The organism is Arthrobacter sp. 2RAF6 (assembly GCF_052115205.1).
GTDB lineage: Bacteria > Actinomycetota > Actinomycetes > Actinomycetales > Micrococcaceae > Arthrobacter.
Map to the genome: position 1 here is coordinate 68,280 of NZ_JBFRGF010000003.1, position 17,363 is coordinate 85,642.

The following is a 17,363-nucleotide window of genomic DNA, read 5'->3' on the forward strand; positions in this document are numbered from 1 at the left end:
GGGCGTTAGCGCACTTAATTGCAGGGCGGTTGGCAGTTATCTGTTTTTGAAGATCTTCGATGGTGGGGAGTGGAGATGGTTCAGTCCGGGAAGCTGATTCTGATTGGCTATTGGTGCGGTCCCGAGACAGACCCGTCATGGCCTTCTCCCGAGGGTGTTGGCGGTTTTGAGGGAGACATGGCCAGCGTCCAGCCAAAGGCAAGCGTCGCGCATGCGAGAACAGCTGCCGCGCACACGCCGAACCCAGTCATCACTAGCACCGATATGTCCGCCAGGAACAACAACCGGGCTATGAGAGAACGACCGAGGCGAACACCGCCCTGGAGATCCACCGGGCCAACCATGAGGAGGAGGGTGGGCCCGATCATCGCAATTGACCTTTCCGCAGTTCCTGATGCGCCGCCAAGAGCGCAGCTCCCCCCGAACGTCGAAGACTTTGCGACACCGCGGATTGGGTAACCCCCTCCTGACGGGCAAGTTCTGTTTGCGAGTATCCGAGAAGAGTGCCCGCAGTCAGTCGGCGATCACGTGGGCGCATCGAACTGATCGATGCGTCCCGGAGCAGCAGGAAACCCTTGACGAGCGCCGCTGTCCCCGATTCGCCTTCCTTATTCGATACGAACCAGGAGCGTAGGTAAGGCTCGGTGCCATGCTCGCGGCGATGTGTTTCCTCGATTGCCTCTCGCGCGTTCCACCAAGCCGACCCGTCCTGAATAGTGCCGGGAGCCCACTCATCGACGTCGACCGTCTCGCCGCGCCCGAGGCCGAATCTGCAGTCCACGCCTTCGGGAAGCGCGAGGCGTACCAACGAGGTCGTCAGAAGTGCGTCGCCAAGGGAGAAGAATATGGCTTGGAACTCGTCTCCCACAGTAGGCCAGAGCGAACGGCGCATGGGGCGCCCATCGTATGCCCACTCGAAAGCTTCCCGGATGGAACGCTGCGCGCCAACACGGTCCTTGAGCTCTCGAGATTTCGAGGCGTTCCTGAGTCGGGACGTCGTGCACTCCTCTTGATCCTGTTCAAGGACTCCTCGCCGCGTCCCCGCTCGCCGGGTCGACGCGCAACAGCACTCAACCACTTAGCGCAGTGGTACTTTGCGTTTATGGCAAATGCCCTCGCGTGGTTCTCACAGTCCGGTGTGGTGCAAGGAGTAATTCTCGGTGCCGTGCTGGCGTTCTTGACGGCGATCCTCGTGATGAATGCCGTGGGCAGGGCGGTCACGACGACTGTCAACGGTTGGAGTGCCATCCGCAAATGCGGCCAGCCCGGCAACGGAGTCCTCGTCCGGGCCGCCTGCGCCAAAGCCCTGCCCGTCGTGAATGTGTTTGAGGAGGCCGCGTACTGGACGGCCACCGTGGATGGCTCAGGGCAAACGCTGAGCGGCGGGCATGGATATGTCCTGCATTTTCCTGCCGGGAAACTCCCGCCGAATGACGCCTTCTGGTCGCTCACTCCGACCGATACCGTCGGGTACATGGTGGACAATCCCACTAATCGCCACAGCGTCGGTGACCGTTCGCCTCTCGCGCAGAACGCCGACGGTTCAGTCGATATCTATCTCCAGCATCAGGCTCCGGGCGGGCACGAGCAGAATTGGTTGCCAATTCCTTCCGGGAAGTTCAAGCTGATGTTCCGCGTGTATCTGCCTGGCGCGGCGATTCTCGACGGCACGTACCAATTGCCGCGCATTGTCAGGGGGCAGTGAGATGAACCGCCTCATCTTGAAGTACGGACGTCCCCTTACGGCCGTCATTCTGGCGGTCTTCGCTTGGGTCATCTACCGGCGGATCGCGAGCGGGGACGGGATCATTCCACTCGTCATCGCGGCAGTCATCGTATGGGGGCTCGGCGCGCCCGCTTTCATCTACCTCTGGCCGCGACTCACGGTCAATGGGTACAAGAGGGCGATCCTCAAGCATGGGTTCGGTGACGGCCCCATCCCCGTCAACACGCTGTACGCCGTGCCCGGCACCTCGTCCCCGTCGACGTCGCGCGGGAGCCTTATGGCAACCGGAGCCGACGATTTGCTCTACGTCGGCGGCTGGCTCGACTTAAGCAAAGGGCCCCAAGTCCTTCACGTACCAGACATGGCCGGGCGTTACTTCAGCGTGCAGTTCACCGACCCGTCGAAAAGCACAAATTTTGCCTACGTCGGCAAACGCACGACGGGAACCAAAGCCGGCGACTATGTTCTCAGCGGGCCTGGCTGGAACGGAACGGTACCGAACGGCATGACGCAGATTTCCTCGCCGACCCACTCCGCGCTCGTCATTGGCCGCGTCTTCGTTGAAAGCGACAGCGACCTTCCGACCGCTTACGCGCTCGCGAAGCAAATGCAGCTCGCGCCGCTGAAGCAGTAGCGGTCGACGTGACCGGCCCAGATGTACGACGGCGAACGGCTCGCGGCCGATGACTTGCCGAAAGGCCCTTTCAGGACACAGGGGGAGATCAGAATGTCTGCAACGCTCAAGCTGACGCACAGGACCATCGGGGTGGAAGTCCGTCGCGGCCCGTACGAGGCCATCGTCGATGGGAAACATGCCGGGACTGTCGAACTGAACGAGACGATCGACATAGCGGTCGAACCTGGACATCACACCCTGCAAGTCCGAAATGGCCGAAATTCGAGCAGGACCAAGTCTTTCGACGTCGCCGAGGGCGAGATCGCCAGATTCCGGTGCGGCGGGAAGAGCCCCCTACCGATCTTTCTCTTGTCCTTCATCGTTCCCAGCCTGGCACTCACGCTCAAACGCGAGTAGATGCAGCCCGCCGATCCCGTGTGAGGGTTATCGGCGAAAGGTGACGTGGATAATGCCGCTTTCGGCCGTCTCTGACGCGACGGTGTATTCGCTTTCCAGCCCCCGGAGATCGTCCCAAAGCCGTATTCCACTACCGAGCAGGATGGGTGTGATCGCGACGTGTAGCCGATCGACAAGTCCGGCCCTGAGGTAGTCGCGCACAACGGTTGGGCCCCCTCCGATACGTACGTCCTTTTCACCCGCCACACTGAGTGCTCGTCCAAGTACTTCTTCGGGGCTGGCACTTACGAAGTTGAAGGTCGTACCGCCGGCCATCGAGATGACAGGGCGGGGCGTGTGAGTGAGGACGAACACCGGGACGCGGAAAGGAGGCTCGTCGCCCCACCAGCCCTTCCAATCGGGGTCATCGGGGAAGTTATGGAACCCGAACATGCCGGCACCCATAATCTCGGCTCCGATCCCCTCGAAGTAAGCCGCTGCGTATCTGTCGTCGACGCCGGACGTTCCTTCTCCACTCGTGTCATGCAAGACCCGCTCACGGAACGTGCGGGTGGACGTATATGCCTCAACCAGGCGGCCCCAATCCGAGCCAAAGGGATTCTCCGGAGTCGCGTCGGTCGTCGTGGCGAAACCATCCAGCGAGATATTCAGGTCAACTCGAACAGCCATGGTGAAGGTCCCCTCTGATCAGTGGTTGCGTTATGCAATCACCATACTGGTGCCGAGATCATCATCACGGAGGAATTCACGGAAGAATTCATCGTTTCTGAGAGCGCGATCCACCTTTGCCTTCACTCGCGTGCATGCAAGAATCGCAGCTAAGCCGCTCATTGTCTGCCGAAAAGATCGACGCAGGGGGGCATTGCTTTATGGGCGCATGGGATACATCCGTCTTTGGCAACGACGACGCAGCGGATTTCTCGTTCGAATTCGATGACGCCAACACCGTAGCGAAGGTTGCGCCGATCATCGAAAACGCACTGGACGTCGTGCTCAACTCGATGCCCGACCTGGAGGCCCCGGACGGCGCGACCGGGCTGGCTGCTGCTGCACTCGTTGTCGCGTGGAATGAGCCGGGGCTGCTAGGGGACGACGCCGCCTATGCCCCGGAGCCCTGGCCACGAACGACCGAGCCCCTGCCTCGAAATCTGAACACGAAAGCCGCGGCCGTGCTTGACCGTATGAAAAACGCCGAAGGAAATGAACTGGCTCAACTGTGGGCGGAATCGGGACAAACCGGCGAGTTCACAGCCGAAATCGCCCGCTGGCGCTCACGCTTGTCATGAATAGGCATTCTGGTGCGCTCATTCTGATCACTGTTATTGATCTAGCCGGCTGTACCTATACAGATTCAGCTAGAGAGCCGCCCCAGCCGAGAACATCAGGTTCAGCCGCAACCATTGCCTCACCGAACAGCGTGCCCAGAACGGTCGAGGGCAATACGCCCGCTATCGGCAGCGTTGTGATCTACGACTACCAGGCCCGGCTAGCCTACGGAGCCGCCAACCTAAAATGACGTTCGTCCGAATGACGCGTTCCGACAATTTAGAAGCCATTACGGCGACGCTGCCCGGCCCACCATTTCGTGATTCGGAGGTCGCTGAGGTCAAATCGCCCGTCGGGCAGCGCGGCCCGGATGCGCTCGTCGTCAAACATGAGAGTCGGGCGGATTCCTTCGGGGAGTTCGGGTGCGAACGGCGCGGGCTCGCTAACCCCTTCGGCGAGCATCCGCGCTTGTGCTTTCGCTACGAGCGGCACCACCATTGTCCACTCCGTTAGCTGCGCGAGTGCCCAGATGGCCCAGAGCGGGGCGCGTACATAGATAGGCCGCCGCCCGGCGACGCGGGCGATTCGGCGAATGGCTGTGCCGAACTTAAGTTCCTCGGCTCCTACGACGGCGACGGTCGGGTTGGGAACGCGTCCCTCGAGAGCTGCGAGCAACACATTGACCGCTTCCTCGACCGGCACGGGCCGGACCGTCCGATCACGGCACCCCACAGTCGCGAAAACCGGCCACGTGCGCACGGCACGAGTCGCATGATCCACCATGTGATCGCCCGAGCCGTAAATCATCCCCGCCTTGAGGATCGTGTGGTGGATCCCGGACTGCCGCACGAGCTCCTCGGCGGCCCACTTCGTCTCGTGGTAAGCCGAACCACAGTCGGGTCGGGCCCGAAGGAAGCTCAGCATGACGATCCGCTGCACGCCTGCTCTGCGGGCAGCCTCGACGACGGCGCGGGTGCCGTCGACGTGCACGTGCGCGAAGGTCTGATCACCGATCTCGCGATTGATCCCCGCGCAATGTGCGACGACGTCGCAGCCTGCGAACGCCGCCGTCAATGCGTCCACGTCATCGATGGGCACGCCCGTCCGACGAGACACGATGACCGTGTCCGCGGGATCCAACCGCTCGGCGAGGTGACGCCCGACGAACCCGGTACCGCCAGTGATGGCAACACGCATGATGTCCTCCTTCGCTTATTAGCAATGAAGCTAAACTGTATATAGCAATTGTGCTATATTGCAAACATGACAGACGCAGCGTCAGACATCTTCGCCGCTCTAGCGCACCCAACGAGGCGGCAGATCTTGCAGGACCTCAAGGACGGCGAGCTTGCCGCCGGTGAGATTGCAGCGCGGTTCCATGCCACCGGGCCGACCATCTCCCGGCACCTGAGCGTCCTGCGCCATGCGGGCCTGGTCACCGAGCGGCGCGACTCCAATCGCATCCTGTACTCGCTCGTGGGTGAACGGCTTGCCCTGTCGGTCGGTGACTTCCTCTCGACCGTCTGCCCCGAACAGATCGTGCTACGCGAGGTCCGGAAGCGCAGCACCGGCCGCGTAACGGAGGCGCAGGCTTGACGGCCATCTCCGCGCTCATCACTCCGTGGTACAGGCGCAACCCGGCTCGAGCTGGAGGTGGCTCGGAACTGCAAGGTTCCGTGGCCGCAACGCCGATTCTCGACCATGAAACACCGGGGATCGCGCAACTGGTTTCCCGATCACAGAACCTCGCGCAGTCCACTGAGCAGGTGGCTGTGCTTCAAGCAGCCCACTCGATCATCCGCGATGAGGTGCGCGCCGTGTACGCGCTGGAAGAGAGCACGCCCACCTCCCGCACCCTCGCGCGCGGCTTCGGCTCATGCAGCCAACGCCTCGCAATTCTCGAAAGCGCCGCGCGAGGCATCGGAGTTGCAACAAGAGTGCGCGCCCTACTCATCGATCGGTCCTTCTGGTACCCGCGTTTCCCACACATCGGCCTTGCCCTTCCGGACCGGATACTGCTCGCATGGCCGGAATTCAACATTGAAGAGTGGCGGCCTGCGTCCGAGCTCTTCGGCACGATCGGATGCCGCGGAGGTGGATCATTCACAAACAGCGGCTCGGAAACTCTGTTCGAGGCTGCCGGGCGTTGCGCCGTTGACTGGGACGGCCGGGCAGAGGAAGATGCGTATGACCTTTCACGGTTCATCCGGGCCGACTACGGGTACTTCGCGAACCGGGATGACGCCTTCAGGCAGCTCGGACAAACCCTCTGCGCACCGTCTCGCGCAATCGCAGACCCCGTTCTGCGACGCATCTCCGCCTGAATAGCGATTCCCGGGTGACCCCCGCACGACTGGTTAACCCCTCAACCTCCACAAAATCCCCGCACGGCTACAATGAGACATATGCCGGATATCGAGCGTTGGCCCACCGGACGGTTGCTGTCTACAGCAGCCCGGCTGGTGGAACACGCTTGGGACGAGAATCTCAGGGCAATCGGCCTCACCCACGCCGGCGTCATCGCGCTGGAAGTTCTTTCAGCCACCGGCCCCATCACCCAGACCACGCTGGCCCAGATCGTGCGCGTGCAGGCCCAGACCATGGGGCAGACCCTCAGCAGGCTCGAGGCCCACGGCCACGTAAGCCGCCGTCGAAGTTCCGAGGACCGCCGGGTGCACGTTGTTTCGCTGACCGACGCCGGCACGGAAGCACTTGAGCGGGCGGTCGAATCGGAACAACAGGTTCTTGCCCAGGTGTCGATCGATACGTCGATGTTCAGGCAGGAATTGAAAACAGTCGTACGCGAGCTGGCAGACCGACAAGCACCAAGGGGAGACGACGCCGGCGCCCCTTATGCCTCCGCGGGACGCGAAGAATAGTCCGAGGAGACCTCGACGGCGGACCGCCCGCCGGGCGTAGGACCCTCACCGCGCCCGGACCGCTCACCGCGGGCAGCCAACTCATCCAGGACCGCGTCGTACCAGGACTTGACCCCGAACCCAGGCTTCCCGACGTCGAGCAGCCTGAAGAGGGCGTCGGCCAAAAAGTTGAGCTCCGCAACGGACAACTTCGCAAGCCCCTGGACCGGGTCTAGTTCGCCTTCCAAGCATGCGGTGAGTAGTGCGTTCACAGCGCAGCTCCAAGCGTGAGGGCAGCCATGCAAGAAGACTTGGAAGAGAGGGGGGTCCGGCGGGTCATGGGGTCACTCCATGGAAAGAGTTCCTAGGGCCGCTGCATAACCCACCCTGATGATATCGACACGCCGAGTCGCGCGGCAAGCGCGCCGCGCCGCCCGAAGCCCGCACCAACACAGCCTAAATGGCGCGTTCAGTCCCTCGTGCGTCGCCGGACAAGCCAAACCACCACGGCCAGGACAGCGGCGGCGCAAAGCACAGGGCCGAAACGGCGCACCAGCACCGGCCACACCGCCGAGCCCAGATCCAATTCCGACGACGACGCGGACGGTGCGGACGGCGCGGACACAGGCGCAGGTGCAGCCGCTGCCGCAGACACAGGCGCCGCCGGCGGCTCGGTCACCGGTGCTGCAGGCCCCGCGGTAGCGGGCCCGCCGGCAGGCCCGGCGGGCGGCTCCCCAGGCGCCGCCACATCGGCCGCCCCGGACTCTGCAGACGCAGCCGAGTCTCCGGCGTCGGGCTCGATATCGCTCGGAGCCCCGCCGCCCGCCTTACCAATCACGCACTGGACAAACTGCTCCAGCAACTTGTCTGAGATGTCCTGGATGACGCCCCGGCCGAACTGGGCCGGTTTGCCGGTGACGTTCATGTCGGTGGTCACGTCCACGGAGGTGCCGTCGCCTTCGGGCGTGAGCACTGCAGTCACGGTGGCGCCGGCCGTGCCGTTGCCGCGTTTATCCTTGCCCGCGGCCGAAATGACCACCGTATGCGTCTCCTGGTTGCGCTCGAGGAATTCACCGGTGCCGGTGTAGATCATGGCGATCGGTCCGAGCTTGACCTTGACCGTTCCGGTGAACTGCTCGCCGCTCACGGACGTGAGGGTCGCCCCGGGGAAACAGGGCGCGATGTCTTCCAGTTGGTTGAAGGAATGCCAGGTGTCCTCCAGCGAACTGGGAACGACGAAGTGATGTTTGAGTTCCACGTCTCCCTCCCGCCCGGATTCCGCTAGAGCCCGGCGGCCGCGATGACGGCCCGCTTGGTCAGGACCTCGGCCAGGTGGCGGCGGTAGGCCGCGTCCCCATTGAGGTCGCTGGCGGGATCGGTCCCTTCGGCTGCGTGTACGCTCGCCGTGGCGATCGCCTCCCGGGTCAGCGGGGCCCCGGCGAGTGCCTGTTCGACGGCGGTCGCCCGCAAGGGCGTGCTGGCCATGTTGGTCAGGCCGATCCTCGCCTCGGCGATGGTGCCGCCTTCCACCCGGACCATCGCGGCCACGGCGACGATGGACCATTGCTGGGCCACCCGGGTGAATTTCTCATAGTGCGCGCCCCACCCGGTGTACTTCGGCACCCGAATATGGGTGAGGATCTCGCCGTCGTCGACGGCTGTGGTGAAGTACCCCTGGAAGAAGTCCGCCGCTGCCACCCGGCGTTCCCCGTCCGGACCTGCCAGGATGAACGTCGCGTCCGCGGCCAGCACCGGTGCGGGCATGTCGCCCGCCGGGTCGGCGTGCACCAAGGCGCCGCCGAACGTACCGCGGTGGCGCACCTGCGGATCCGCGACCGTCGCCGCGGCCATGGCCAGCAACGGCACGTGCTCGGCAATAAGCGGGTCGGTGGCTATCTGGTGGTGCGTCGTCATGGCTCCGATCAGCAGTGCATCGCCGTCATCCTGCACTCCAGTGAGCTCGCCGATCCGGCCGAGGTCGACCACCATTGCGGGGTCGGCCAGACGCAGCTTCATCACGGGGATCAGGCTTTGACCCCCTGCCAGCAGCTTCACGTCGTCGCCGGCGTCAGCCAACACGCCCAACGCCTCCGCCACCGTAGCCGGTGCGGCATAATCGAATGCGCTCGGAATCATTGCACACCTCCGGTGGTCTTGGCTTCTTCAAGGGCGGCCCACACACGCGACGGCGAACAGGGCATCTTGATGTCCTTCACTCCAAGGTGCCGCACCGCATCCAGCACGCCGTTGACAATGGCGGGCGTCGAGGCGATGGTTCCCGCCTCGCCGACTCCCTTGGCCCCCAACTGGTTGGTGGTCGAAGGGGTCTCGGTACGCGCCGTCGTGAAGTGCGGGAGATCCGGCGCACTGGGCACCAGGTAGTCCACAAACGAGCCCGTGACCAGGGTTCCGGCGTCGTCGTGCACGGCCTCCTCATAGAGGGCCTGCGCGATTCCCTGCGCCAGGCCGCCGTGGACCTGGCCTTCCACGATCAGCGGATTGACCACCACCCCGACGTCGTCCACGCAAACGTACTTGCGGATGGTGACCTGCCCGGTCTCGGTGTCCACTTCCATGGCGGCCAGGTGAGTGCCGTGCGGGAAGGAGAAGTTCTGCGGGTCGAAAGTGGCGTCCGAGTCCAGATTCGGCTCGAACCCGTCCGGCATGTTGTGCGCGGAGAAGACGGCGAAGGCGATTGCACCGAACGCCGTGGACTGATCGGTGCCCTTGACGCTGAACTTGCCGTCGGTGAACTCGATGTCCTCTTCGTTGGCTTCCATCATGTGCGCTGCCACAACCTTGGCCTTCTCGATCACCTTGTCCGCGGCGGCCAACACAGCCATTCCGCCGACAGTCAGTGACCGGGAGCCGTAGGTGTCCAGGCCGCGCTGGGAGGTCTGGGTGTCCCCATGAAGTACCTCGACATTTTCGAACGGCACTCCCAACCTGTCCGCCACGAGCTGGCTCCACGCGGTTTCGTGGCCCTGGCCATGGGCAGAAGATCCCGTGACCACCTCGATATTGCCGGTCGGCAGCACCCGCACTTGGGCGTGCTCCCAGCCGCCGGCGGCGTAACTGAGCGCGCCAAGCACCCGGGACGGAGCCAGGCCGCACATTTCGGTGAACGTGGAGATGCCGATGCCGAGCTGGACGGGATCGTTGGCTTCGCGGCGCCGCGCTTGCTCGGCGCGAAGCTCGTCGTAGCCAAAGAGCTCCACAGCCTTCGCGGTGGCGGCCTCGTAGTTGCCACTGTCGTATTCCAATCCAGCGACGGTGGTGAAGGGGAATTCCTCGTGTGTGATCCAGTTCTTCTTCCGCACCTCCAGAGGATCCATGCCGAGTTCGACGGCGAGTTCGTCCATTAAGCGCTCGATCGCAAAGGTTGCTTCGGGTCGGCCTGCGCCACGGTAGGCATCGGTCCACGCCTTGTTGGTGAAGAGGTTGGTGCATTCGAACCTGTAAGCGGGGAACTTGTAGATCGAGTTGTACATGAACGCGCCTAGGATCGGGACCCCGGAAGTGACCAGGCCCAGGTAGGCGCCCATGTCCGCCAGCAGATGCACGTCCAGCCCTGTGACGATCCCTTCCTTGGTGGCCGAGAGCTTCACCTTCTGCACTTGGGCGCGGCCGTGGTGGGCCGCCATGAGGGATTCACTGCGGGTCTCGGTGTACTTGCACGGTTTGCCGGTGTGCCGGGCCGCAAGCACGGTGATGGCTTCCTCGGGCGTCACCTGCAGCTTTCCGCCGAAGCCGCCGCCCACGTCGGGGGCGATCACGCGGACTTTGCTTTCCGGAATGCTCAGGGTCAGCGCCAGCATGAGCCGCAGAATATGCGGTATCTGGGTGGCCGACCACACCGTGATCTGCTCACCCGTGGGGTCCACTACCGTCGACCGAGGCTCCATGAAGGCCGGGATCAGCCGCTGCTGGTAGAACGTACGCTCAATGAGGACTTCCGCGCCCTCGAGCGCCTCGCTGATCGTTTTGCCTGTGCCGGCCTCGCCCGAGTCAAAGATCCAGGTTGCCGATTTGTTGGTTCCCAGGTCCGGGTGGGCAAGCACCTCATCCTTCAACGCCTCTTCCAGGTCCAGGACGACGGGCAACTCCTCATAGCCGACATCGACCAGTTCGACGGCGTCGCGGGCCGCTGCGGCGCTGCGGGCAATGATGCACGCAACGACTTCGCCGGCAAAAGCCACGGCGTCGACGGCGATCGCCGGGTGGGCTGGTGCCTTTTGTTCGGGCGTTATCGGCCAGGCGTTGGGCAGGCTTCCCTGCTGCGCGGCCACATCCGCTCCGGTAAGCACGGCGACGACGCCGGGTGACGACTTCGCGGCGGAGGCGTCGATCGACGTGATCTTCGCGTGGGCGAACGGACTGCGGACCATGGCCAAATGGAGCATGCCGGGCAACGTGATGTTGTCCGTGTACCTGGAGCGTCCTGTGATGAGGTGGGCATCTTCCTTGCGGAGGCGGGCCCTGCCGACTTCGGTGATGGTCATGCCACACCTGCCGTTTCCGTTTCATCGCTGTCCGCGGACACCGTGCTGTCAGCTGAAACCGTGCCGTCAGCAGCGGCCTGCACCGCGGCAACAATGTTCTGGTATCCGGTGCATCGGCAAAGGTTTCCTTCCAGGCCGTCCCGGATTTCCTGCTCGGTGGGGTGCGGGTTTTCGGCGAGAAGGGAGGCCGATTGCATGATCATGCCGGGCGTACAAAAGCCGCATTGGAGCGCATGGCATTGGTGGAAGGCTTGCTGCAGCGGGGCGAGCTTGCCGTCCCGGGCCAGGCCTTCGATGGTGGTGACGTTGTGGCCGTCTGCCTGAACCGCGAACATGGTGCAGGATTTGACGCTGACTCCGTCCAGATGGACGGTGCAGGCGCCGCAGTTGGTAGTGTCGCAGCCGATCAATGTGCCGGTCTTGCCAAGCCGTTCGCGCAGGTATTGGACCAGCAGCAATCGTGGCTCGACATTGTCCGTGTAGCTCACATCATCGACGTCGACGGTGATCGTCTTGGAACTCGCCATTGGGATCTCCTGTCGCGTTGGAAGACGAGCACGACTGCCCGGCATCCAGTCCTGATGTGACACAGGTTACTCCTCGGAGGGGGCGAGCGCCTTAGCCCGGCTTGAGTTCGTACCCCGCATCCTCGTGGTCCGCTTCGACGGTGGGTTCGTGGTGGATCCGGGCCTCCATGGTGCTCAATCTTCCGCCGCCGCCACCCCAGTGCAAGGCAATGATTTCGGCGGCGATGGAGACGGCTGTTTCCTCGGGCGTGCGGGACCCCAGGTCCAGGCCGATCGGGCTGGAGAGCCTGGCCAATTCGGCCTCGGTCAGGCCCGCTTCACGTAGCCGTTCCAACCGGTCGTGGTGTGTGCGCCGGGATCCCATCGCCCCCACATAGGCCACGTTGTGGCGCAGCGCCAATTCCAGCAGCGGCACGTCGAATTTCGGATCATGCGTCAGCACGCAGATCACGGTGCGCTCATCCACTTGGCCGGCGCTGATCTGCGCCTGCAGGTAACGGTGCGGCCATTCCACCACCACCTCGTCCGCCTGCGGGAACCGGGCAGCCGTTGCGAAAACCGCGCGTGCGTCGCAGACCGTGACCCGGTAGCCAAGGAAGCTGCCTTGTTTGGCGACGGCGGCGGCAAAGTCGATCGCGCCGAACACCAGCATCCGCGGCTGCGGGGCGAAACTGAGGGCGAAAACGCGCATGCCCTCCCCGCGCCGCTGTCCGTCCGGTCCGTACATGAGCGTGGCGTTGCGGCCCGCGGCCAGCAGGCCCTGGACGTCGTCGGATACCGCATGATCGGCACGCTCGCTGCCCAGGGAGCCGACAAACCCATCAGGGCGGACCACCAGGTGGCGGCCCAGCCAGGCCGGATCGGGGTGTTCGATCACGGTGACGATGGCAACCGGCCGGCCGGCACCGACGTCGTCCGCCACCTGTGGCAATTCCGGGAAGATCTCGGTGGAAACCGGCTCCACAAAAATGTCCAGGATCCCGCCGCAGGTCAGGCCGACCTCGAACGCGGCGTCGTCACTGATGCCGTAGCGCTTTAGAACCGGCCGGCCGGACTCGACCACCTTGGTGGCCAGTTCGTAGAGCGCTCCTTCGACGCACCCGCCGGACACCGAGCCGACAGCGCTGCCGTCGGCGTCGACCATCATGGCGGCCCCGGCCGGGCGCGGTGCGGAGCGGAAGGTGCGCACCACCGTGCCGAGTCCTACTGTGTGGCCTGCCGCTATGGCGGCGACCAGATCGTCCAAGACCTCACGCATTGGCAACCACGTCCAACAACTCCTCGAAACTCTGCATTGAGTGCCCCCCTATAAAGAAGTCAACGTGCGGCAGCACCGCCCTGATTCCCCGTTGCAGGGGCTCGTACCCGGCTTTGCCCCGGTGCGGGTTGGACCAAATGATCCGCCTCGCCAGATGGTGCAGCCGTTCGGCCTGGCGTCCCAGCAGTGCCGGGTCGCCCCGCTCCCAGCCGTCGCTTGCAATCACGACGACGGCGCCGCGCACCATCACGCGCTGGCCCCAGCGGTCGTTGAACGCTCGCAGCACCTCGCCAAGCCGGGTTCCCCCGGACCAGTCGGGGACCGTGCGGCCGGCGAGGGCCAGGGCATTGTCCGGGTCCGGAACCCGAAGTGCGCCCGTCACACGGGTCAGCCGGGTACCCAGCGTGAAGACCTCCACCTGGCGCGGAGCGGCTTCCACTACCCGGTGGGCCAGGCGGAGCAGGCTGTCCGCGTACGGCGCCATCGAGCCCGAAACGTCGATCAACCAGACCATCCGGCGGGTTTTGCGCGGAGCCCGGGCGCGGCGCAGCGGTCCCGGTTCGCCGCCGCGGCGCAGTTGATCGCGCAGGGTCCGTACGCGGTCGACGTCGCCGTGCCGGTCGAGGTGCTTGCGCCGGGTCTGCCGGGTGGGCAAGCGCACCGGCAGCTCCTCGAACATCCGGTGCAGCAAGGCCCGTTCCACGTCGTCCAGAATGGCTATATCGCGGTGCCGCAGCAACTCCCGGCGGCTGGCGAGTGCCCGCAACTGTTCCCGCCCAGCTTCCGTGCCGCCGTCGTCGTTGTCCAAAGCGGCGGCGCTGACGGACGTCGCGGAGGTCTGCAGGCGTTGGGCGGCGGAATGTTCCACGGTGAACCAGGCCTCAAACGTCCGCTGGTAGGCGGGCAGATCCTCGGGCGACGCGCACAGGGTGGCGCGGCCGGCCCAGAACACGTCCGAGCGGCGGTCTGGGGCGAGCCTGCCAACGGCGTCGACGAAGCTGAGCGAGCGGTCCGCGGTCACTTTAACGCCGGCCGCACGCACGGCGGCAGCAAAGGCCAACAGGATCTCTTCGGCGCTGTGGCCTGTGCTCTGTCCTGCCTCGGGGCTCTGTCCTGCCGGTGGCATGGGCTCAGCCGAGCATCCGGGCCAGGGCCGCCGAGACCCGCTCGGTGTCTTCGCGGTACTTGCACAGGGCGCCGATGCTGGCCGCGGCCGAGGCCAAATCAAGCTCCGCCCGGCCGAGCTGGTGCAAAGCACGCGCCCAGTCCAGGGTTTCGGCCACGCCGGGAGGCTTGAGCACGTCGTCGGTGACCCGGATCTGCTGGACCGCGCGCACCACCTGCTCGGCCAGGAGCGCGGGCACCTGGGGGAGCCGGGTGCGCACAATTTCCACTTCGCGTGCCAGACCGGGGTGGTCGATCCAGTGGTAGAGGCACCGGCGTTTGAGGGCATCGTGCAGGTCGCGGGTCCGGTTGGAGGTGAGCACGACGATCGGCGGGGTGTCGGCCTTGACCGTGCCGAACTCCGGGATGGAGACCTGGTAGGTGGAGAGCACTTCCAGCAGGAACGCCTCGAACTCGTCGTCGGCCCGGTCGATTTCGTCGATCAGCAGCACGGCCGGGCTCTGTTGGAGCGCCTTGAGGATGGGGCGGGCCAGCAGGAACCGTTTGTCGTAGAGCGAGCTTTCCAGCTCGGCCACGCTCAATCCCGCGCCCATTCCCGCGCCGCCGCTGGCCTCCACGCTGCGCAGGTGCAGGATTTGGGCAGTGAAGTCCCAGTCATACAACGCCTGCGAGGCGTCGATTCCCTCATAACACTGCAAACGGATCAGTGGTAGCCCGAACCCTTCCGCCAGGGCCTCGGCGAGGGAGGTCTTGCCGGTGCCCGGTTCGCCCTCCAGAAGCAGTGGCCGTTCCATGCTCAGGGCGAGGTAGCCGATGGTGGCAAGGCCCTCATCGGCGAGGTAGCCGGTGGCGGCCAGCATTTCGGCCAGCGCTGTGGCGGAGCTGATCGACGTCTGCGTCATGGCACCAGCATAGGGTCACTGGCCCGGCTGCGGTCTGCTTGGGCTACCCGCCGATGTACGACATCTCGATCTTGTGAGCCGCGGCGTCCTTAGGTGTGTGTGAACTACGCAGTTCCGAGTAGCGGTCCGTGCGGCCGCCCCACAGGGCGGACAACGCCGTCGAAAGCTCGACGTCGGACGCGCCGCCCCTCAGAAGTGCCCTCAGGTCCGTTCCGGCCGTGGCGAAGAGGCACGTGAACAGCTTCCCGTCGGCGGAGAGCCTGGCCCGGGTGCATCCGCGGCAAAAGGCTTGGGTCACGCTGGAAATGACCCCGATTTCGCCGCTGCCGTCCGCGTAGCGCCAGCGATCCGAGGTCTCGCCGGGATAGTTCGGCGTCACCGGCTCCAGCGGGAAAACCGCGCCGATGCGGGCCAGGATCTCGGCGGAGGGCACCACTTCATCCATTTTCCAGCCGTTGGACGCACCCACGTCCATGTACTCGATGAACCGCAGAATGAAGCCGGACCCCTTGAAGTGGCTCGCCATGGGAAGAATGTCCTGGTCGTTCGTCCCGCGCTTGACCACCATGTTGATCTTCACCGGCCCCAGTCCGGCGGCCTGGGCAACGTCCGCGGCGTGAAGGACCTTCGCTACGGGATAGCCGACGTCGTTCATGGCCTGGAAGGTCTCCTCCCGCAGGGAGTCCAGCGAGACCGTCACCCGGTTCAGCCCGGCATCCTTGAGGGCTTCCGCCTTCTGGGCCAGGACCGAGCCGTTCGTGGTCATGGCCAGGTCCGGTGCCAGCCCGTCGGGAGTGCGCAACCGGGCCAGCATCCGGACCAGTTCCTCGATGTCCTTCCGCAGCAGGGGTTCCCCGCCGGTCAGCCGGATCTTCCGCACCCCGTGCCCCACCGCGATCGACGCCAGCCTGGTGATTTCCTCAAACGTCAGCAGCTGGTCCCGGGGCATGAAAACGAAATCCCGCCCGAAGATCTCCTTGGGCATGCAGTAGACGCAACGGAAATTGCATCGGTCCGTGACGGAAATCCGCAGGTCCCGAAGGGGCCGGTGGAAGGTGTCGGTGATGGAATTGGAGTCCATGCAGCGCCCTCTCAACGCGGTAGTAGTGCCAACCGCTTGTGCCTCTCCCAGCGTATGCCCGGTCCCGAGCGCCCACAATGGAGGGGGTCGAACGACGGTGGAGTTGTTGGCGTCCCGGGGGCCTTCCAGAGCTCACTCGGCCGCTGTGTACCGCTGCTCGGGCTCGAAGACGGTGCCGGCGGCGGCGTCAAGCTCGATGTGTATGGTGCCGTTGAGGTCGGTAAATACGAGCACTCTGCTGCCATCCGCGGGAACGCGGTCGGGTGAGGTTCTCATCCGGGCCCTGACTTCGTGTTGGCCCGCCGTAGAGCCGTACGTCACCGTGACATTAAGCTCGGGGTTGTCCCCGAGCCAGAAGGAGATCTCGCCGAGATGGAGCCGCCCGGCGTAGCGGCGCCCTTCTAGCCGGAGCCGCTCGATGGTTGACTGCCTCTCATGCGCGTGGCGGAGCGCTCCCGGGAGGCGGGCCACCACGGTGAGGCCCCAGCCTGCGGCACACGAAGCCACCACGGCAGAAATTGCGATCGATTCAGTGCCCACCATGCAATCAATCGTTTGACGGATCACCTCGGGAGGATCGGAAGCGATGGCGACAGCAGCCGCGATGCCGCAGCCGACGGCCATGCCGGCAAGGAGTGGGGCCGACCGGAACAACGACGCCGCCCGGCGCTGTCCGAGCCGTTCTCGCGCGTGCTCGGACAAGTCGACCGTGATATGGAGGGTCAGGTAGCCGGCCACGACAAAGCCGGCGATGGTCGGCCATTCATCGCCGACGTCAACCGCGCATCTTGAGGACGTCGTGGAGGTCGCGAGGCATAACAAGGAGGAGCCGAGCCAAGTCAGCGCGCCCCACGCCGCGAAGCACAACACGGCCGATACCACGAGCCGTGTGGTGACGCGTCCTAGAGGCTGCCCAGGAGCCAGCCCGGTGATCCGGGTTCCCTTGTCCGTGGCGGAGAAGACCGGCCGGTGGTCCCACCAGTTCCCCGTGTCCACATCCCGGCGTATCACCGCGTCTGTCATTGCTGCATCTCCCCCCAATGGCCGCATCCTCAATCACCACACTAGACAAAAGTTTGCGAACA

The 17,363-nt window shown here is 64.7% G+C and carries 20 protein-coding genes; 7 read left to right on the forward strand and 13 right to left on the reverse strand.

Annotation, left to right across the window (positions count from 1 at the left end; all coding sequences use genetic code 11):
• Positions 1 to 364: 364 nt before the first annotated feature.
• The gene (locus AB4Z38_RS02970; protein WP_441428325.1) at positions 365 to 1,078 is read right to left on the reverse strand and encodes a SatD family protein; all 714 of its coding nucleotides are present in this window, start codon (positions 1,076 to 1,078) and stop codon (positions 365 to 367) included.
• A 24-nt stretch (positions 1,079 to 1,102) separates the two neighbouring features.
• On the opposite strand from AB4Z38_RS02970, the gene AB4Z38_RS02975 reads away from it, so the two are divergent.
• From AB4Z38_RS02975 to AB4Z38_RS02985, 3 genes are all read left to right on the forward strand, one after another.
• On the forward strand, positions 1,103 to 1,705 hold the full coding sequence (locus AB4Z38_RS02975; protein WP_441428326.1) for a DUF1214 domain-containing protein: 603 nt from the start codon (positions 1,103 to 1,105) through the stop codon (positions 1,703 to 1,705).
• 1 nt (position 1,706) lies between these two features.
• Complete coding sequence (locus AB4Z38_RS02980) at positions 1,707 to 2,360, forward strand: DUF1254 domain-containing protein (protein ID WP_441428327.1); 654 nt, start codon at positions 1,707 to 1,709, stop codon at positions 2,358 to 2,360.
• Between the two features lie 93 nt (positions 2,361 to 2,453).
• Positions 2,454 to 2,759 (forward strand): hypothetical protein, encoded by a 306-nt coding sequence (locus AB4Z38_RS02985; RefSeq protein WP_441428328.1) that lies wholly within the window; start codon positions 2,454 to 2,456, stop codon positions 2,757 to 2,759.
• 27 nt (positions 2,760 to 2,786) lie between these two features.
• Here the strand turns inward: AB4Z38_RS02985 and AB4Z38_RS02990 are convergent, their stop codons facing one another.
• A complete protein-coding gene (locus AB4Z38_RS02990; RefSeq protein WP_441428329.1) occupies positions 2,787 to 3,428 on the reverse strand; it encodes a dihydrofolate reductase family protein in 642 nt (213 codons plus the stop codon).
• A gap of 200 nt (positions 3,429 to 3,628) precedes the next feature.
• On the opposite strand from AB4Z38_RS02990, the gene AB4Z38_RS02995 reads away from it, so the two are divergent.
• Positions 3,629 to 4,045 carry a DUF4259 domain-containing protein gene (locus AB4Z38_RS02995; protein ID WP_441428330.1) on the forward strand — a complete coding sequence of 139 codons (417 nt, stop codon included), beginning with the start codon at positions 3,629 to 3,631 and terminating at the stop codon, positions 4,043 to 4,045.
• A gap of 259 nt (positions 4,046 to 4,304) precedes the next feature.
• Here the strand turns inward: AB4Z38_RS02995 and AB4Z38_RS03000 are convergent, their stop codons facing one another.
• The gene (locus AB4Z38_RS03000; RefSeq protein ID WP_441428331.1) at positions 4,305 to 5,222 is read right to left on the reverse strand and encodes an NAD-dependent epimerase/dehydratase family protein; all 918 of its coding nucleotides are present in this window, start codon (positions 5,220 to 5,222) and stop codon (positions 4,305 to 4,307) included.
• A gap of 66 nt (positions 5,223 to 5,288) precedes the next feature.
• Here AB4Z38_RS03000 and AB4Z38_RS03005 point away from each other — a divergent pair, with 66 nt between their 5' ends.
• The 3 genes from AB4Z38_RS03005 (at position 5,289) to AB4Z38_RS03015 (ending at position 6,904) form a co-directional block, all read left to right on the forward strand.
• Positions 5,289 to 5,621, forward strand: a complete 333-nt coding sequence (locus AB4Z38_RS03005; protein ID WP_441428332.1) for a metalloregulator ArsR/SmtB family transcription factor — start codon at positions 5,289 to 5,291, stop codon at positions 5,619 to 5,621.
• Positions 5,618 to 6,349, forward strand: coding sequence for a hypothetical protein (locus AB4Z38_RS03010; protein ID WP_441428333.1), 732 nt, complete (start codon positions 5,618 to 5,620; stop codon positions 6,347 to 6,349). The genes AB4Z38_RS03005 and AB4Z38_RS03010 overlap by 4 nt, the downstream gene beginning before the upstream one ends.
• Before the next feature lie 81 nt (positions 6,350 to 6,430).
• Positions 6,431 to 6,904 carry a MarR family winged helix-turn-helix transcriptional regulator gene (locus AB4Z38_RS03015; RefSeq protein ID WP_441428334.1) on the forward strand — a complete coding sequence of 158 codons (474 nt, stop codon included), beginning with the start codon at positions 6,431 to 6,433 and terminating at the stop codon, positions 6,902 to 6,904.
• Here AB4Z38_RS03015 and AB4Z38_RS03020 read toward each other — a convergent pair.
• The 10 genes from AB4Z38_RS03020 to AB4Z38_RS03065 all read right to left on the reverse strand — a co-directional run bounded on the left by AB4Z38_RS03020 (position 6,877) and on the right by AB4Z38_RS03065 (position 17,301).
• The gene (locus AB4Z38_RS03020) at positions 6,877 to 7,155 is read right to left on the reverse strand and encodes a hypothetical protein (RefSeq protein WP_441428335.1); all 279 of its coding nucleotides are present in this window, start codon (positions 7,153 to 7,155) and stop codon (positions 6,877 to 6,879) included. The two genes, AB4Z38_RS03015 and AB4Z38_RS03020, sit on opposite strands and share 28 nt — an antisense overlap.
• 197 nt (positions 7,156 to 7,352) lie before the next feature.
• Positions 7,353 to 8,141 carry an SRPBCC family protein gene (locus tag AB4Z38_RS03025; RefSeq protein ID WP_441428336.1) on the reverse strand — a complete coding sequence of 263 codons (789 nt, stop codon included), beginning with the start codon at positions 8,139 to 8,141 and terminating at the stop codon, positions 7,353 to 7,355.
• A gap of 23 nt (positions 8,142 to 8,164) precedes the next feature.
• Entirely contained in the window at positions 8,165 to 9,019 is an 855-nt protein-coding gene (locus AB4Z38_RS03030; RefSeq protein ID WP_441428337.1) for an FAD binding domain-containing protein, read from the reverse strand.
• Positions 9,016 to 11,385: a xanthine dehydrogenase family protein molybdopterin-binding subunit gene (locus tag AB4Z38_RS03035; protein ID WP_441428338.1), complete on the reverse strand. Its 2,370-nt coding sequence runs from the start codon at positions 11,383 to 11,385 to the stop codon at positions 9,016 to 9,018. Before AB4Z38_RS03035 ends, AB4Z38_RS03030 begins: the two co-directional genes overlap by 4 nt.
• Positions 11,382 to 11,912, reverse strand: a complete 531-nt coding sequence (locus tag AB4Z38_RS03040; protein ID WP_441428339.1) for a (2Fe-2S)-binding protein — start codon at positions 11,910 to 11,912, stop codon at positions 11,382 to 11,384. Before AB4Z38_RS03040 ends, AB4Z38_RS03035 begins: the two co-directional genes overlap by 4 nt.
• A gap of 91 nt (positions 11,913 to 12,003) precedes the next feature.
• A complete protein-coding gene (locus AB4Z38_RS03045) occupies positions 12,004 to 13,170 on the reverse strand; it encodes an XdhC family protein (protein WP_441428340.1) in 1,167 nt (388 codons plus the stop codon).
• Entirely contained in the window at positions 13,163 to 14,296 is a 1,134-nt protein-coding gene (locus AB4Z38_RS03050) for a vWA domain-containing protein (protein WP_441428341.1), read from the reverse strand. Before AB4Z38_RS03050 ends, AB4Z38_RS03045 begins: the two co-directional genes overlap by 8 nt.
• A gap of 4 nt (positions 14,297 to 14,300) precedes the next feature.
• Positions 14,301 to 15,197, reverse strand: a complete 897-nt coding sequence (locus AB4Z38_RS03055; RefSeq protein WP_441428342.1) for an AAA family ATPase — start codon at positions 15,195 to 15,197, stop codon at positions 14,301 to 14,303.
• A 43-nt stretch (positions 15,198 to 15,240) separates the two neighbouring features.
• Complete coding sequence (moaA, locus tag AB4Z38_RS03060; RefSeq protein ID WP_441428343.1) at positions 15,241 to 16,278, reverse strand: GTP 3',8-cyclase MoaA; 1,038 nt, start codon at positions 16,276 to 16,278, stop codon at positions 15,241 to 15,243.
• 132 nt (positions 16,279 to 16,410) lie between these two features.
• Complete coding sequence (locus AB4Z38_RS03065) at positions 16,411 to 17,301, reverse strand: hypothetical protein (RefSeq protein ID WP_441428344.1); 891 nt, start codon at positions 17,299 to 17,301, stop codon at positions 16,411 to 16,413.
• Positions 17,302 to 17,363 lie beyond the last annotated feature (62 nt).

Bases quoted from the DNA above. Each gene is read 5' to 3' on its own strand.
- AB4Z38_RS02975 (WP_441428326.1), top strand. From the start codon at position 1,103: ATGGCAAATGCCCTCGCGTGGTTCTCACAGTCCGGTGTGGTGCAAGGA.
- AB4Z38_RS02980 (WP_441428327.1), top strand. From the start codon at position 1,707: ATGAACCGCCTCATCTTGAAGTACGGACGTCCCCTTACGGCCGTCATT.
- AB4Z38_RS02985 (WP_441428328.1), top strand. From the start codon at position 2,454: ATGTCTGCAACGCTCAAGCTGACGCACAGGACCATCGGGGTGGAAGTC.
- AB4Z38_RS02990 (WP_441428329.1), bottom strand. From the start codon at position 3,428: ATGGCTGTTCGAGTTGACCTGAATATCTCGCTGGATGGTTTCGCCACG.
- AB4Z38_RS02995 (WP_441428330.1), top strand. From the start codon at position 3,629: ATGGGCGCATGGGATACATCCGTCTTTGGCAACGACGACGCAGCGGAT.
- AB4Z38_RS03000 (WP_441428331.1), bottom strand. From the start codon at position 5,222: ATGCGTGTTGCCATCACTGGCGGTACCGGGTTCGTCGGGCGTCACCTC.
- AB4Z38_RS03005 (WP_441428332.1), top strand. From the start codon at position 5,289: ATGACAGACGCAGCGTCAGACATCTTCGCCGCTCTAGCGCACCCAACG.
- AB4Z38_RS03015 (WP_441428334.1), top strand. From the start codon at position 6,431: ATGCCGGATATCGAGCGTTGGCCCACCGGACGGTTGCTGTCTACAGCA.
- AB4Z38_RS03030 (WP_441428337.1), bottom strand. From the start codon at position 9,019: ATGATTCCGAGCGCATTCGATTATGCCGCACCGGCTACGGTGGCGGAG.
- AB4Z38_RS03035 (WP_441428338.1), bottom strand. From the start codon at position 11,385: ATGACCATCACCGAAGTCGGCAGGGCCCGCCTCCGCAAGGAAGATGCC.
- AB4Z38_RS03040 (WP_441428339.1), bottom strand. From the start codon at position 11,912: ATGGCGAGTTCCAAGACGATCACCGTCGACGTCGATGATGTGAGCTAC.
- AB4Z38_RS03045 (WP_441428340.1), bottom strand. From the start codon at position 13,170: ATGCGTGAGGTCTTGGACGATCTGGTCGCCGCCATAGCGGCAGGCCAC.
- AB4Z38_RS03050 (WP_441428341.1), bottom strand. From the start codon at position 14,296: ATGCCACCGGCAGGACAGAGCCCCGAGGCAGGACAGAGCACAGGCCAC.
- AB4Z38_RS03055 (WP_441428342.1), bottom strand. From the start codon at position 15,197: ATGACGCAGACGTCGATCAGCTCCGCCACAGCGCTGGCCGAAATGCTG.
- moaA (WP_441428343.1), bottom strand. From the start codon at position 16,278: ATGGACTCCAATTCCATCACCGACACCTTCCACCGGCCCCTTCGGGAC.
- AB4Z38_RS03065 (WP_441428344.1), bottom strand. From the start codon at position 17,301: ATGACAGACGCGGTGATACGCCGGGATGTGGACACGGGGAACTGGTGG.